Here is a 16,501-nt window from a genome sequence, read left to right as displayed (position 1 = left end):
AACAGCTTCAAGGCATAAAGCGGCAATCGTCTAAAGGTCCGCTTTCAGAAGGTCAAAAAGGGTTATGGATGCTTCAAAAAATGTCTCCTGATATGGGCGCTTATAATATTCCTTTATGCTTTCGTATCAGTAAGAAATTAGATATAGAGAAATTCAAGAAAGCCCTTCTGTTTGTGCAGAAACAATATCCTGTTTTAACCAGTGTGATCAAAGAGGAGAATGGGATTCCTTTTCAAACGGCTGAGCCATCAACCACTCTTCATTTTGAGGAAGCGGATATGTCAGATATGAATTCATCTGACATTCTGCCTTTCATCAGAGAAAAAGCAAAAGAACCTTTTGAGCTGGATAAAGGCCCGTTAATGCGCACTCATCTTTTTCATCTATCAAAGGGTGAATGCATGGCGCTTATTACGATTCACCACGTGATTTTTGACGGTGTTTCGATGTTGACGTTTATTTCAACGCTTTTAGATGCGTATTCAGAATTTATTCAAGGCAGCGAGCCGGCTTTACAGGTTTTATCAGCAAGCTATCATGATTTTGTTAATTGGGAGAAAAACATGCTGGATACAAGAGAAGGGGCAGAGCATCTTGCTTACTGGAAAGAACAGCTTTCCGGGACACTGCCTGTTCTTGAGCTTCCGGCCGACCATCCCCGGTCTTCAGCTCAGAAAGGGAAGGGGCAGGCTTATAAAAGCTTGCTCCCTCATGAACTGGGTAAACAAATCAAATCATTCGCACGTTTCCATCACGTGAATGAATCTGTTGTGTTTCTCGCGCTTTATAAAGTGTTGCTGCATCACTATACGAATCAAAAGGACATCATTGTCGGAATGCCGACGATGGGGCGGCCTGAAGACAGTTTTGAATCTATCATCGGCTATTTTATCAATATGATTGCGGTGCGGAGTAAAGAAGTAGGCACACAGACATTCACAGACTTCATTCGTGACCTGCAGCTCACAGTAGCTGATGGCCTGGACCATGCTGCATATCCGTTTCCCGCGCTGGTAAGAGAATTACGTGTAGACCGCGCGGCAGCGGAGTCTCCTGTTTTTCAAGCGGCCTTTCTCTACCAGAACTTCTTTCAAACAGCAGGTTTAAACAACATGCTGGAACAATATCAAACTCTCGGCATCGAATTTGTTGAAGAGCTTCGCCAAGAGGGGGAGTTTGAACTGGCATTGGAAGTTTACGAACAGGGCGATGAAACAGCGCTTCATCTGCTGTATAATCCTGATTTATTTGAATTATCCTCCATTGAGAGGATGATGGGACACTATATAAAGCTTGCGGAAGAGATCATACACGATCCGTCTGCGTCACTTGAGACGTTCTCTAACCTATTACATCAAGAGCAAACCAATTTGCTGAACCAGTGGAATGCGACAGAGACAGATGATCCAAAAGACAAATGCATCCATGAAATTTTCGAAGAAAAAGCGAAAAAAACCCCTGATGCGATTGCGGTTATTTTTGAAGAAGAAACTCTTACATATCAGGAATTAGATGAAAAAAGCACATCGGTGGCAGTGTACCTTCAAGAACAAGGCGCAGGCCCGGAAAGTGCGGTCGGAATTTGTATGGAACGTTCGTTGGATATGCTCGTCGGAATTTTGGGTATTCTAAAAGCCGGCGGTGCGTATGTGCCGGTAGATCCGAATTTCCCGAAAGAGCGATTAGAGTTCATGCTCAAAGACAGTGAAGTATCAATTGTCCTCACGCAATCAAAAGTATATGACAAAATAGAGCAATTGCATGTGAAAAACGTAAACATCATAACTATTGACTCTGCCTGCGAGAACATTGACCTGACTCAACAAAACAGAATCCTGAAACGGGAGGTACAACCGCATCATCTCGCTTATATCCTTTACACCTCCGGCAGTACGGGGAAACCTAAAGGGGTCATGGTCGAACACAGAAGCATTATGAATACCCTGAATTTTCTTGAAGCTCATTATCCTGTCACCGCTGAAGATGCGTATTTATTGAAAACAAACTATGTTTTTGATGTATCAATATCGGAATTATTCGGGTGGTTTATAGGAAATGGCCGTCTCATTATTCTTCCGCCTGGCGGGGAAAAATCACCCCAGCTATGCATGGACTATATTGAGAAATACCAAGTGACCCACATCAATTTCGCCCCCGCCATGCTGAATGTTTTTTTAGAAATGGCGGCAGATCATAAGGATTTTACGGAAAATGGCCCGATCAAATATATGATGGTTGCGGGAGAGGCATTCCCTAAAGAATTGGTGAAAAAGGCGGTCGCTATTTTTAAAAACAGCAGTATTGAAAACATTTACGGACCTACGGAAGCCTCTATTTACGCTGCGTATTTTGGATGCACGAAAGAGGAGATTTCCAGTCATCATACGCCTATCGGAAAGCCTGTTTCCAATACGCGGATTTATATCGTGGATCAGCACTTACAACCTGTTCCGATCGGAAAGCCCGGTGAGCTCTGTATCGCAGGAGACGGATTGGCAAGAGGATACTACAACCAGCCTGAGCTGACAGCGGAAACATTCATAGACAATCCGTTTGAGCCGGGAACAAAGCTTTACAAAACAGGTGATTCAGCCAGGTGGCTGTCTGACGGCAATATCGAATTTTTAGGCCGCATTGACAGCCAAGTGAAGATCCGCGGCTTCCGCATTGAGTTAGGCGCAATTGAAACGAAACTCAGTGAATATCCGGGAATTCTGGATCAAGCGGTAGTCGTCAATCAACTGGAAGGCCATAAAAGACTCGCAGCCTATTATACCGAGCAAAAGTCGGCTGTTGATCTGAAAGACCTGCGCCGCCATTTGAAATCCAGCCTGCCTGAATATATGATTCCTTCGCACTTTATCCGCCTGGATGAGATGCCGTTAACGGCGAGCGGGAAAGTGAACCGGAAAGATCTGGAGCATCGGAAGATAGTTTTGGAGAGAAAGAAAACAAATCTTCTGCCGTTATCGGAAGTAGAGGATAAAGTGCACCGTATCTGGGAGGACGTTCTTAAGGTCAGCGGGTTCGGAGCAGAAGACGGATTTTTCGATGTGGGAGGCGATTCTCTTCTTGCCGTGACTGCGGCAGAACGGATCAAAAAAGAATTGGATTGCGAGTTTAGTGTAACGGAACTATTTGAGTACTCCAACATCAGAGCGATCAGCCAATACATTATTGAATCCAAAAAGACGGATGCGGTCCATTCTTCAATTGAGAAACAGCAGGAGATGAAGAGGGATGAAAAACAGCCGGAACAGCAAACGCTCCCGCCATATGCTGAAGACAGCGTGGCGATTGTGGGTATTTCATGTCAATTTCCGGGTGCGAAAAACCATCATGATTTTTGGACGAACCTAAAAGAGGGCAAGGAAAGCATTCAGTTCTTCTCAAAAGAGGAGCTGCGCACTTGCGGCGTGCCGGAAGAACTGATTCAACATCCTGACTATGTTCCTGCGCAATCCGCAATAGAAGGAAAAGACTTGTTCGACCCTGGTTTCTTTCAAATGTCTCCTAAAGATGCTGAATTTATGGACCCGCAGCTTCGGCTCTTATTGCAGCATTCTTGGAAAGCGATAGAGGATGCAGGCTATGTGTCTAAAGAGATTCCGGGTACAAGTGTGTATATGTCGGCAAGCAATAACTCGTACAGATCGTTATTGCCAGCGGAGTCAACAGAAGGGCACGAATCTCCTGACGGCTATGTGTCATGGGTGCTGGCCCAAAGCGGAACCATTCCAACGATGATTTCACATAAGCTCGGGTTAAAGGGACCCAGCTACTTTGTCCATGCCAACTGCTCTTCATCGTTAGTAGGGCTGTACCAAGCGTACAAAAGTATAACTTCAGGTGAAGCGAAATATGCTTTAGTCGGAGGAGCGACATTGCACGCGCAGTCAGGCATTGGTTATGTCCATCAAACCGGATTGAACTTTTCAAGTGACGGACATGTAAAGGCGTTTGATGCGTCTGCCGACGGAATGGCCGGAGGCGAAGGAGTGGCGGTCGTCCTGCTTAAAAAAGCCGCGGATGCGGTGAAAGACGGAGACCATATTTATGCCCTCATGAGGGGAATCGGTCTGAATAATGACGGAGCAGATAAAGTCGGTTTTTATGCTCCGAGCGTAAAGGGCCAAACAGAAGTCATTCAGAACGTATTGGATGCAGCAAATATTCATCCCGAAACGGTCAGCTATATTGAAGCACACGGGACAGGAACCAAATTAGGAGACCCGATTGAATTTTCCGCTTTGAATCAGGTTTATAAACAGTACACAGACAAAAAACAATTTTGCGGAATCGGTTCGGTGAAAACCAATATTGGGCATTTGGACACAGCCGCAGGTCTAGCCGGCTGCATCAAGGTCGCCATGAGCCTATACCACAATGAGCTTGCGCCATCCATCAACTACCGCGAGCCGAATCCGAACATCAATTTGGACGACTCTCCCTTTTATGTGGTCAAGGAAGGAAAGCCATTAGAAAAAAAGGAGACGGTACATCGTGCGGCTCTAAGTTCGTTCGGGCTTGGAGGAACTAACGCCCATGCCATTTTCGAACAATATGCCTCTTTCTCAGATGTCAGGGAGGAAAGTAAAGGAAATCCGCCGTACCTCATTCCTGTATCGGCCAAAAACAAAGAGCGCCTGCAAGCATACGCAAGAGAACTGCTGGCATTTATCAATCGGAAAGATCAGGTGCACATTTGTTTAGCAGATGTGGCGTACACATTCCAGATCGGCCGGGAGGCAATGGACAGCAGAGTCGTCTTTATGGCGAGTGATGTTGAAGAATGGAAACTGCAGCTGGAGAACTTTATAGATGGAAAGCCGCTGACAAAAGGCTGTTTTCAAGGAGAGAAGTCACGAATCAAAGATGCTGCGCCATGGCTGGAAGACGATGAAACACAAGAATTGATTTCATCATGGCTTTCCAAAGGCAAGCAGAAAAAGCTGGCCGAGATGTGGGCAAAGGGCCTTCATGTTGAATGGCAGAAGCTTTACCTGCATGCGAAGCCGCAGCGCATGAGTTTACCGACATACCCTTTTGCTGAAGAACGCTATTGGCCTGAAATCAGTGCCGCAGATGATAAACGGTCGGCAGGACCCTCTCTTTTGCATCCATTGGTGCACCATAATACTTCTGTTTTATCAGAGCAGCGGTTCAGTTCCATCTTTACCGGGCAAGAGTATTTTATTGCCGAGCATATCATTAAGGGAATGGCGATCGTACCGGCTGCCGTCACGCTTGAAATGGCCAGAGCCGCTGTCGAACAAGGGCTGGATGATGTAAAAGAACAGCGGACCATCCGTCTTAAAAATGTGGTATGGGTTCGTCCGGTTGTAGCGGGGCATCAGCCGGTCAAAGTCAATATTGGACTCTATGATGAGGATGACGGGCAGATTCTTTATAGAATGTACGGCGAACCGGAAGACGCTGACACAGATCCTGTATTATACAGCCAGGGCATTGCGGAATTATGCCAGACAGATCATGTGACTGCGTTGGATCTTGCCGCTATAAAAAATCAATGTGATCAAGGCAGCATGGATACCGCGTTATTCTATGCGGGAATGATCGGAGCTGATTACGGGCCGGGATACAAAGCTGTAGAGACCGTTTATATGGGAGATGGCCAATTACTCGCCAAGTTATCTCTTCCGGACTCCGTCTCTCATACGCAAGACCAATATGTCCTTCATCCGAGTGTAATAGATGGAGCGTTACAGGCCGCTGAATATTTGCAAAATATCACCAGAGCCGGGCTTTCTGGCAGTGAGGAGGACTTTAAAGCAGCATTGCCTTTTGCGTTAGAGGAACTTGTAGTCATTCATCATTGCGTTCCTGATATGTGGGTTTATGTTCAATTCAATGAGAAAAATAAACCGGGGGACTTGATACAGAAAGTGGATATTCATCTATGTGATGAGCATGGAACAGTTTGCGTACGTATTAAAGGATTTTCGACAAGAGTGATGGATGGGGATGCACCATCTGAAGCCGGTTCAGAAACCTTGATGCTTGAACCTGTTTGGAAAGAGCAAAACGCAGCCGCCGGCGCACAGTCTCATGAATATGCCGAGCATCTTGTGTTCTTCTGCGAATATGACCAAGAAATCCGGGATCGCATTGAAGGGGAAATGGGGCATGTACGTGTTTTCAATTTAGATGGAAGACCTGGTTCACTGGAGGAACGCTTCCATTCTTATACCGAACAAGTTTTTAAGAAGGTACAAGCTATTTTTCACAGTAAACCGCAAGGCAACATTTTGATTCAAATTGTCACCTCCTCAGAAGGCGAACAGCAATTGTTCTCCGGGATGACAGGACTGCTGAAAACAGCCGAGCTGGAACATGCCAAACTGACGGGCCAAATGATTGAAATCAGCGATAAAGAAGGCTGGGAAAGCATTTCTGGCAAACTGAAAGAAAATCAAACAAACCGCGGCGCACATATCAGATACAAAAACGGCAAGCGATATATCGCCGAGTGGAATGAATTCGAACCTGCAAATCATGAAGCCGGACATCCGTGGAAAGACGATGGTGTCTATCTCATCACAGGCGGTGCGGGAGGCCTCGGCCTTATTTTCGCAAGAGAAATTGCTGAAAAGACGCAACATGCGTCATTCATCCTTACAGGCCGTTCACCGCTTGGAGAGAACAAAAAGAGAAAGCTTGAAGAGATTCGCAATATGGGAGCAAACATTTCCTATAAACAAACGGATGTTACCGATAAAATCGGAGTCTATCAATTAATTAACGACATTCAGCGAGAGTACGGCCGTCTTAATGGCATTCTTCATAGTGCTGGAATCATTAAAGACAACTATATGATCAAGAAATCAGCAGAGGAACTGCATGCAGTGCTGTCACCTAAGGTAAAAGGACTTGTTTACTTAGATGAGGCAAGTAAGGATATGGCTTTAGATGTCTTCATTCTCTTTTCATCTCTTTCTGGAAGCATAGGCAGCATCGGGCAGTCCGATTACGCGGCGGCTAATGTATTTATGGATGCGTATGCCGGATATCGCAGGACGCTGGCTGATCTTGGGCAGCGGCACGGAAAGACCATATCTGTGAACTGGCCATTATGGAAAGAGGGCGGCATGAAGGTCGATAGAGAAACAGAAGAAAGACTTGTGCAAATGGCCGGAGTCGTTCCTTTGGAAGCAGAAAAAGGCATAGGGGCGTTATACCAAGCGCTGAATTCCGAGATGAACCGGGTCATGGTCATTCAAGGCGATTTGCAGAAAATCAAGCAAAAACTTCTTCAAAAACAGGCTCCGGCTTCTGCTGAACAGAAGGTAACGGAAACTGTAACTGAACCAATAAGAAGAATTGATACCGGCAGCTTGCTGGATAAAGTGAAAGCTGTTTTAAAACAAGAGGTAGCCAAATTACTAAAGGTGAAGATTGGAGATATTGATGACTATGCCGAGATGACGAAATATGGCTTCGATTCCATATCCATGACGGAATTCACCAATCACTTAAACCGGAATTTCAAACTTGAACTGACACCTACCATCTTCTTTGACCATCCGACGATTCATGAGTTTGGCAAACATTTGGCACAAGAATATGAAGCTATATTTGCGGAAAAATTTACGGTGCGCGCCAAAACACAGTCTCGTATTCCGGCTGCAGCTAAAAAAGAAGAACACATTCAAGTTACAGCCAAAAAGCGACGTACACGGCAAGTGATCCTGCCGGAAACAATGCAGGATGAATCTGTTCCTGAGCCAATCGCCATAGTAGGGATAAGCGGCATTTTCCCAATGGCGAAAGATGTCGATGCATACTGGCAGAACCTGAAAGAAGGCAAGGACTGCATGACGGAAATACCGAAAGACCGCTGGGATTGGCGCGAGTACCAAGGAGATCCCGCCAAAGAGGCGAATAAAACGAACGTCAAATGGGGCGGTTTTATTGATGGAATCGGAGAATTTGATCCTTTATTCTTCGGTATTTCACCGCGCGAAGCCGAGCAAATGGAGCCTCAGCAGCGTCTGTTATTGACGTATGCATGGAAGGCGATTGAAGATGCGGGGTATTCTGCGAAAAGTCTGTCAGGCACAAAAACAGGCGTATTCATTGGGACGGGCAATACAGGCTATGGTTCGCTTCTTTCAAAAGCAAACTCGGCAATAGACGGTTCTGCAGCGGCAAACACGAGTCCGTCAGTCGGTCCGAACCGTGTCAGCTATTTCCTTAATCTGCATGGCCCGAGTGAACCTATAGACACAGCGTGTTCGAGCTCATTAGTCGCCGTTCACCATGCAATCTCTTCTATTGAAGAGGGCACCTGTGACATGGCGTTAGCCGGCGGTGTAAATACCATTATCCTGCCGGAGGTTTATATCAGTTTTGATAAAGCGGGGGCATTGAGCAAAGAAGGCAGATGCAAAACATTCTCAGATCAAGCTGATGGTTTTGCACACGGTGAAGGGGCCGGCATCCTGTTTCTGAAAAAATTAAAAGCAGCTGAAAAAGCGGGAGATCATATTTACGGAGTCATCAAAGGAAGCGCAGTGAATCACGGCGGCCGTGCTGCTTCTTTGACAACGCCTAATCCAAAGGCGCAGGCAGAAGTCATTCAGGCAGCATACAAAAAGGCGGGAATTGATCCGAAAACGGTAACTTACATTGAAGCGCACGGAACCGGAACGGAACTGGGTGATCCGGTTGAAATTAACGGATTAAAGGCCGCTTTTAAAGCATTGGATATAAACAAAGGAGATTCGGCTGTCAATAGCAATTATTGCGGATTGGGTTCGGCGAAGACAAACATCGGGCACTTATCGCTTGCAGCCGGCGCAGCGGGCATTATCAAAATTTTGTTGCAGCTTAAGCACAAAACACTGGTGAAAAGTCTGCACTGCGAGGCTCTCAATCCATACATTCAGCTGAAGGACAGCCCGTTTTATATCGTGCAGGAAACGCGAGAGTGGGAAACGATACAAAACGAACAAGGTCAAGAGCAGCCGCGGCGTGCAGGCGTAAGCTCATTTGGCATCGGCGGGGTCAATGCCCATGTGGTCATCGAAGAATATGTTCCGAATACCGCAAGATCATCTGTTGAAACGCCGTACATCACTTCTCAAAATCCGGGAATCTTTGTGTTATCCGCGAAAAATGAAGTGCGGCTGAAAGAACATGCGAGGCAATTGGCAGATGCGATCGGTAAATCATACAAAGACGAAGATCTCATCAATATCGCTTACACTCTGCAAGCCGGACGCGACGCAATGGAAGAACGGTTAGCGATTATTGCCGACTCGGTTCAAGAATTAGAAGAAAAATTAAAAGAGTTTGCAGAAGGTCAAAGCAATATAGAAGATTTGTATAGAGGCAAGATTGATAAAGGTACATTACAAACGCTGACAGCGGATGAAGAAATTCAAGAGGCCATCGAAAAATGGATGGAGCGAGGCAAGTTTGCCAAGCTGCTTGAGTTATGGGTGAAGGGACTGGATGTCGACTGGACCAAGCTGTATGCCGATGATCAGCCGAAACGCATCAGTTTGCCGACCTATCCGTTTGCAAAAGATCGCTACTGGATTTCTGGCAATAGTGAAAAGAACGGAACCCTTGGCTCAAACAAAAGAGCTTCTCATTCAGTCACTTCTGCTGTGTTACATCCATTAATGCATCAGAATACGTCGAATCTCATGGAACAGCGGTTTAGTTCCATCTATACGGGAGAAGAATTTTTCCTTGCGGATCATGTTGTAAAAGGGCAGCGGATTTTGCCGGGGGTGGCGCATCTTGAAATGGCGCGGGCTGCCATCGAACAGGCGGCAGAATTACAAGAAGGCCAAAACAGCATCAAGCTGAAAAATGCGGTTTGGGTGCGGCCGATCGTTGTAGAAGATCAGCCGCTCAAGGTTCACATTGGGCTTAGTCCCGTAGATCATGGTGAGATCTCGTATGAAATTTACAGCAATCCAGAAGCCCCCGATGAAAAACCAGTCGTTTACAGCCAGGGCAGTGCTGTATTGAACTCTGATGCAGATGTGCCAGTCATTGATTTGCGTTCTCTGCAGGCGCAGTGCAATCAAAGTCAATTCACTGTCAACGAAGTATATGACACTTATAGAATGATAGGGTTTGACTATGGCCCGGCTTTTCGAGGGGTAGAGAGGGTTTACACAGGAGAAAATCTGGTATTGGCAAGACTATCGTTACACCCGGCTGTTTTGGATACGGTGAATCAATACGCAATGCATCCGGGTCTGATGGACTCCGCATTGCAGGCATCAAGCATTCTGACAGGAGCCGACGATAATCGGCTGATGCTGCCTTTTGCAGTCCAAGAACTTGAAGTCTTTGGGGCATGTTCTTCTGTTATGTGGGCATACGCCAGATACAGCAAAGACAGCAAAGCAACTGATAAGGTGCAGAAGCGGGATATCGATATTTGCGATGACGACGGCAATGTTTGCGTACGGATGAAAGGATTGTCTTTCAGAGCAGCAGAAGGAGAAGCCGATGCAGCGGGGAATACGCAAACGATGGAAACATTAATGCTGGAGCCCGGATGGATACATCAGGATGCAGGTAAAGGTGGCGACCCTGAATATGAACGGCATATCGTGATGGTTTGTGAAATGAACGGTATCTCAAAAGAAAGCATCGAAACGAGAATCAAAGGGGCGGAATGCATCGTATTGAAGACCGTTCACGAGGGATTGGCAGAGCGCTTCCAAGACTATGCGGAACAGGCATTTGAAACCATACAGAGCATTCTCAAAAGTAAGCCGAAAGGACATGTATTGATTCAAACGCTTGCCGTTGCGCAAAGCAAACAGCAATTGTTCTCAGGCTTGACGGGGCTGCTTAAAACCGCCTGTCTGGAAAACTCAAAACTGAAAGGCCAAATGATCGAAATAGAGCCACATGAAGAGATTGAAAGCATTGCAGAGAAAGTAAAAGAGAATAAAAGAAACGCAGAAGACCGGCATATCAAGTATGAAAAGGGCAAGCGTTATATTGCTGATTTAAGCGAAGTTAACGAAACCGATCGTGAAATAACAATGCCGTGGAAGAACAATGGCGTGTATCTCATCACGGGCGGCGCAGGAGGACTTGGATTTATTTTTGCAAAAGAAATTGTGAGCCAAGTCAACGAGCCCGTGCTTATTCTCACAGGGCGGTCTGAGCTGAGTGCGGATAAGCACTCCCAGCTTAAAGCACTTCAACGCTTGGGTGCCCGGGCAGAGTACAGACAGATAGATGTGACGCAAAAGCTTGCTGTGGCAGATTTAATCACAAGCATAACAGCGGATTATGGCGACCTGAATGGCATTATTCATAGCGCGGGTCTCATTAAAGATAATTATCTGATTACGAAAAACAAGGAAGAACTGCAGCAAGTACTGGCACCAAAGGTAAAAGGGCTTGTCAACGTGGATGAGGCAAGCGAGCATTTAGCGTTAGATTTCTTTATCCTCTTTTCCTCTATATCAGGTGTCGTCGGCAGTGCGGGCCAGGCGGATTATGCGATGGCTAATGCTTTTATGGACAGCTACGCCGCTTATCGCAACGCGTTTGTGACGTCCATGTACCGGCACGGAAAAACCTTGTCGATCAATTGGCCGTTATGGAAAGAGGGCGGCATGCATGTAGATGAAGAAACAGAAAAGATGACATTGAAAAACACGGGTGTCACTGCCATGCGGACTGAAACCGGTATTCAGGCGCTATATAAAGGCTTGGCCTATGGCACAAATAACGTCATTGTCATGGAAGGCATCAGAGACATCATGAAGGATAAGTTGTTTCAAAAGACGCCTTCAGCGGCCGCGCCGAAGAAAACAGTGCAGGAACCAGTGAATCCAGCAGCAATCGAGGATGGAGCCTTGTCGAATCAAATTGAGGAAGTTTTAAAGCAAGAGATATCTCAATTGCTTAAAATCAAACCTGAAGAGATTGATGCGGATGTTGAGTTTAATCAATATGGGTTTGATTCCATCACGCTGACTGAATTTGCCAACAAGCTTAATGATGAGTACAAGCTGGATCTGACGCCTACGATTTTCTTTGAATATGCAACAGTCAATACCTTTGCAGCGTATTTGTCAGAAGAGTATCTGGATAAGTTTACAGCACAATTTGCAGCGGATGTGAAGGTTGAAAAACCTGTACAGTCTGTTGAAAAAAACATAGTAGGCAACAGATTCTCACACAAACAGCGGTTTGCAAAACAAACCGTTCCTCCTGTACAAACAGTGGCTGACCAGGCGCCTGAGCCTATCGCCATTGTAGGGATGAGCGGGGTTTTTCCGAAAGCAGAGGACGTTGAGGAATACTGGGCCAACCTGAAAGAAGGCGTAGATTGTATTACCGAGGTGCCGAAAGACCGCTGGGATTGGCGGGAGTATTACGGAGATCCTTTAAAAGAAGCAAATAAAACGAATGTCAAATGGGGCGGATTTATTGACGGAGTCGCCGATTTTGATCCATTGTTCTTTGGCATTTCTCCATTAGAGGCTGAGCAGATGGAGCCTCAGCAGCGTTTATTAATGACCTATGCATGGAAAGCCATCGAAGAAGCGGGATATTCAGCTCAAAGCCTTTCAGGGTCAAAAACGGGCATTTTCATCGGTACAGGAAATACGGGATACAGCTCACTGCTGTCCAATGTAGAAATAGAAGGCTCATCTGCCGCTAACATGAGTCCTTCAGCAGGCCCGAACCGGGTCAGTTATTTATTAAATATTCATGGGCCGAGCGAACCCATTGATACGGCATGTTCAAGTTCCTTAGTCGCTATCCATCACGCAGTATGTGCGATTGAAGCCGGGAACTGCGAAATGGCGATCGCAGGGGGCGTCAATACAGTTGTAACGCCTCAAGGCCATATCGCCTATGATAAAGCCGGAGCGCTTAGCAAAGAAGGAAGATGCAAAACATTCTCAGATAAAGCAGATGGTTTTGCAGTCAGCGAAGGAGCAGGAATCCTATTTTTGAAAAAACTGAAAGCGGCTGAGCAGGCGGGGGACCATATTTACGGAGTCATTAAGGGAAGTGCGGTAAATCACGGCGGCCGCGCCAATTCTCTGACAACTCCTAATCCGAAGGCACAAGCAGAAGTCGTAAAAACCGCATATACGAAGGCTGGCATTGACCCGAGAACCGTGACGTATATTGAAGCGCACGGAACAGGAACAGAGCTCGGGGATCCGGTGGAAATCAACGGATTGAAGGCCGCCTTTAAAGCGCTGTATGAGAAAACGGGAGACCCTTCTGTTCAAACGAGCCATTGCGGACTGGGGTCAGCAAAGACAAACATCGGGCATTTGTCGCTTGCGGCCGGTGTAGCGGGCGTCATCAAAATCTTGTTGCAGCTAAAGCACAAAACGCTTGTGAAGAGTCTCTACAGCGAGTCGGTCAATCCGTATATTAAGCTTGAAGACAGTCCGTTTTATATTTTGCAGGAATCAAGGGAATGGAAGGCGCTCAAAGATGCAGCAGGCCGGGAATTGCCTCGCCGAGCAGGAGTAAGTTCATTTGGCATCGGAGGCGTAAATGCCCATGTGGTCATCGAGGAATATATTCCAAAAGAGACCTCTCCGGCTGCTGAGGCGCCAGCTGTGTCATCTCAAAATCCAGGCATCTTTGTCTTGTCGGCAAAGGAAGAAGAACGTCTGAAAGAACAAGCACAGCAATTATCAGAAGCTATCAGCAAGCAATCCTTTACAAACAGTGATCTCATTGATGTTGCGTACACGCTTCAAGCGGGACGTGATGAAATGGAGGAAAGGTTGGGGATCATCGCCGTCTCGGTTCAAGACTTGCAGGAAAAACTGAAAAAATTTATAACAGGCCAAACAAATGCGGAGGGCTTGTACAGAGGCAGAGTTGACAAAAGAGCATTACAGACGCTGATGGCGGACGAAGAAACGCAAAAAGCCATGAAAAATGGATGGGAGCACAGGACTTACGCAAAGCTGCTTGAATTATGGGTGAAAGGAATGAAGATGGATTGGAACAGCCTGTATGGAGAGGATCAGCCGAAACGTCTCAGCCTCCCGACCTATCCATTTGCGAAAGAACGTTACTGGATAACGGATATGAAAGAAAAAGCTCAAACACATCAAATATCAGTAAAAAGCGCCGGTGCAGCAGTCATCCACCCATTATTACAGGAGAACATATCCGACTTGTCAGAGCAGCGCTTCAGCTCAGTCTTTACCGGTCAGGAATATTTCTTTAAGGATCATATCGTGCAGGGCAGTCCGGTAATGCCGGGCGTGGCTTATCTGGAAATGGTGCACGCTGCCGTCACGCAGGCGGTCAGAGGGCTGAAAGATAAACAGTCTGTCATTCTGATGAAAAATGTCGTTTGGGTTCAGCCGATTGTATCAGACGGCCAGCCCGTTCAAGTGGATATCAGTCTCGACCCTCATCAGGATGGTGAAATTGCTTTTGAAATCTATACTGATGGTGAAAAGAACGAACGACATATACACAGCCAAGGCAGCGCAGTTATCTGCGGCGCTCAAAAAATGCCGAAGCTCGATATCGAGACTTTGCAGGCACAATGCAATCAAAACACGATTTCAGCGGAACAGTGCTATGAGTTATTTAAGGCGATCGGCATAGATTATGGCCCTGGCCTTCAAGGAATCAAAAACTTATATATCGGCCGCAATCAAGCATTGGCGGAGCTTTCCTTGCCTTCGTCGGTCTCTGGCACAACAGATCAATTCGTTCTTCATCCGAGCATGGCGGATTCTGCTTTACAAGCGTCGATCGGGTTAAAGCTGAATTCAGGTGACGATCAGCTTTCCTTGCCTTTCGCACTGCAAGAACTTGAAGTCTTTAGTAAATGTACGGACCGAATGTGGGCGTCTGTCACATCTCGTACAAACGAGGAGAGAATCCAAAGGCTAGATATAGACTTGTGTGATGAACAAGGACAGGTATGTGTGAGAATCAAGGGCATCTCATCTCGGGTGCTTGAAGAAAACGGCCAAAGCCCCCGTGACCGGAAAACGCCCGAAGTGACGGAATCACTTAATGGAGCGCTTTTGATGGCGCCGTTATGGGATCAAGTTCATGTGGAAAAGAGCAGAGTCGTTCCATCAGCTTCTGAGCGTGTGGTCATTATCGGAGGAGATGAGAAGAGCAGCAAGGCTGTTCAAAGTCAGTACCCGCACGTGCAATCTCTGACTATAGATCAGCATGATCGTATTGATGAAATTGAATACAAGCTGAAAGCATGCGGTGCGTTTGACCATATTGTCTGGATTGCTTCGGCCCGTTCTGCCGGGAAGAAAGCGGACAATGAAATGATTGAAGCTCAGAACCAAGGAGTTATCAAGATGTACAAAGTCATAAAGGCTATGCTCGCTTTAGGCTGCGGAGACAGGGATATAAAGTGGACGGTGGTGACTGAGAACACCCAATTTGTCGATCAGCATGACATTGTAAATCCTGTACACGCTGGGATTCACGGTCTGATCGGTTCCATGGCAAAAGAATACACCAATTGGCAGACAACACTGATTGATTTAGGCGCTGCTGATGATTGGTCGCCAGAGATATGGTCCTTACCGGGCGATCGGGATGGGAATACATGGGCCTGTCGGAATAAGATTTGGCACAAACAGCGCCTTGTCCCCGTGCACAAGACCCAATCTTTTCAGTCCAAGTATAAGCATGGAGGCGTATATGTTGTGATAGGAGGCGCGGGCGGTATAGGTGAAGCCTGGAGCGAATACGTCATTAAAACATACCAAGCCCATGTGGTGTGGATTGGCAGAAGGAAAAAGGATGAAGCCATCCAAGCCAAGCTGGACAAGCTTGCGGACTTGGGGCCGGCCCCGTTTTATATCGAAGCTGATGCGGCAAACCAAGTAGATTTAGAAAACGCATATGAAAAAATCAAACTAATGCATCAAGAGATTAATGGAATCGTTCATTCTGCGATCGTTTTACAGGACCAGAGCCTTGCAAATATGACCGAGGAACGCTTCAGAAATGTTCTTTCGGCAAAAGTGGATGTAAGTGTGAGAATGGCCCAAGTCTTCCATAATGAGCCTTTGGACTTTGCGTTGTTTTTCTCGTCAGTACAATCATTTGCGAGGGCTTCGGGACAAAGTAATTACGCAGCAGGCTGCAGTTTCAAAGATGCTTTTGCTCATTGGCTTTCGCAAGTATGGCCTTGTGCAGTGGCCGTGATGAATTGGAGTTATTGGGGCAGCGTCGGCGTTGTTTCCTCACCCGATTATCAGCAGAGAATGGCTCAGGCGGGCATAGGCTCCATTGAAGCCCCGGAAGCCATGGAAGCATTGGAATTACTGCTTGGCGGACCGTTACATCAGCTTGTGCTGATGAAAATGGCAAACGATGCTGCCAGTGAAGCGGAACAGTTAAAAGAAACCATTGAAGTGTATCCGGAAGAACATAGCTCTACCATTCAAAACCTGCGAAGCTATCATCCGGGAGACAGCACAAAGATCCAACAACTGATATAAGGAGGGGCTTCGCC

1 protein-coding gene is annotated in these 16,501 nt (G+C 46.5%); it reads left to right on the top strand.

Annotated features, from left to right (window positions below; genetic code table 11):
- The first annotated feature begins 14 nt into the window (after positions 1-14).
- Positions 15-16,487: a non-ribosomal peptide synthetase gene (locus GXP75_RS00765; RefSeq protein WP_242556271.1), complete on the top strand. Its 16,473-nt coding sequence runs from the start codon at positions 15-17 to the stop codon at positions 16,485-16,487.
- Positions 16,488-16,501: the final 14 nt, after the last annotated feature.

It is taken from the genome of Bacillus sp. HU-1818 (assembly GCF_022695965.1).
Classification (GTDB): Bacteria; Bacillota; Bacilli; order Bacillales; family Bacillaceae; genus Bacillus; species Bacillus atrophaeus.
Note: the sequence above shows the minus strand (reverse complement) of the source record. Positions and strands in the feature narration are given on the sequence as shown.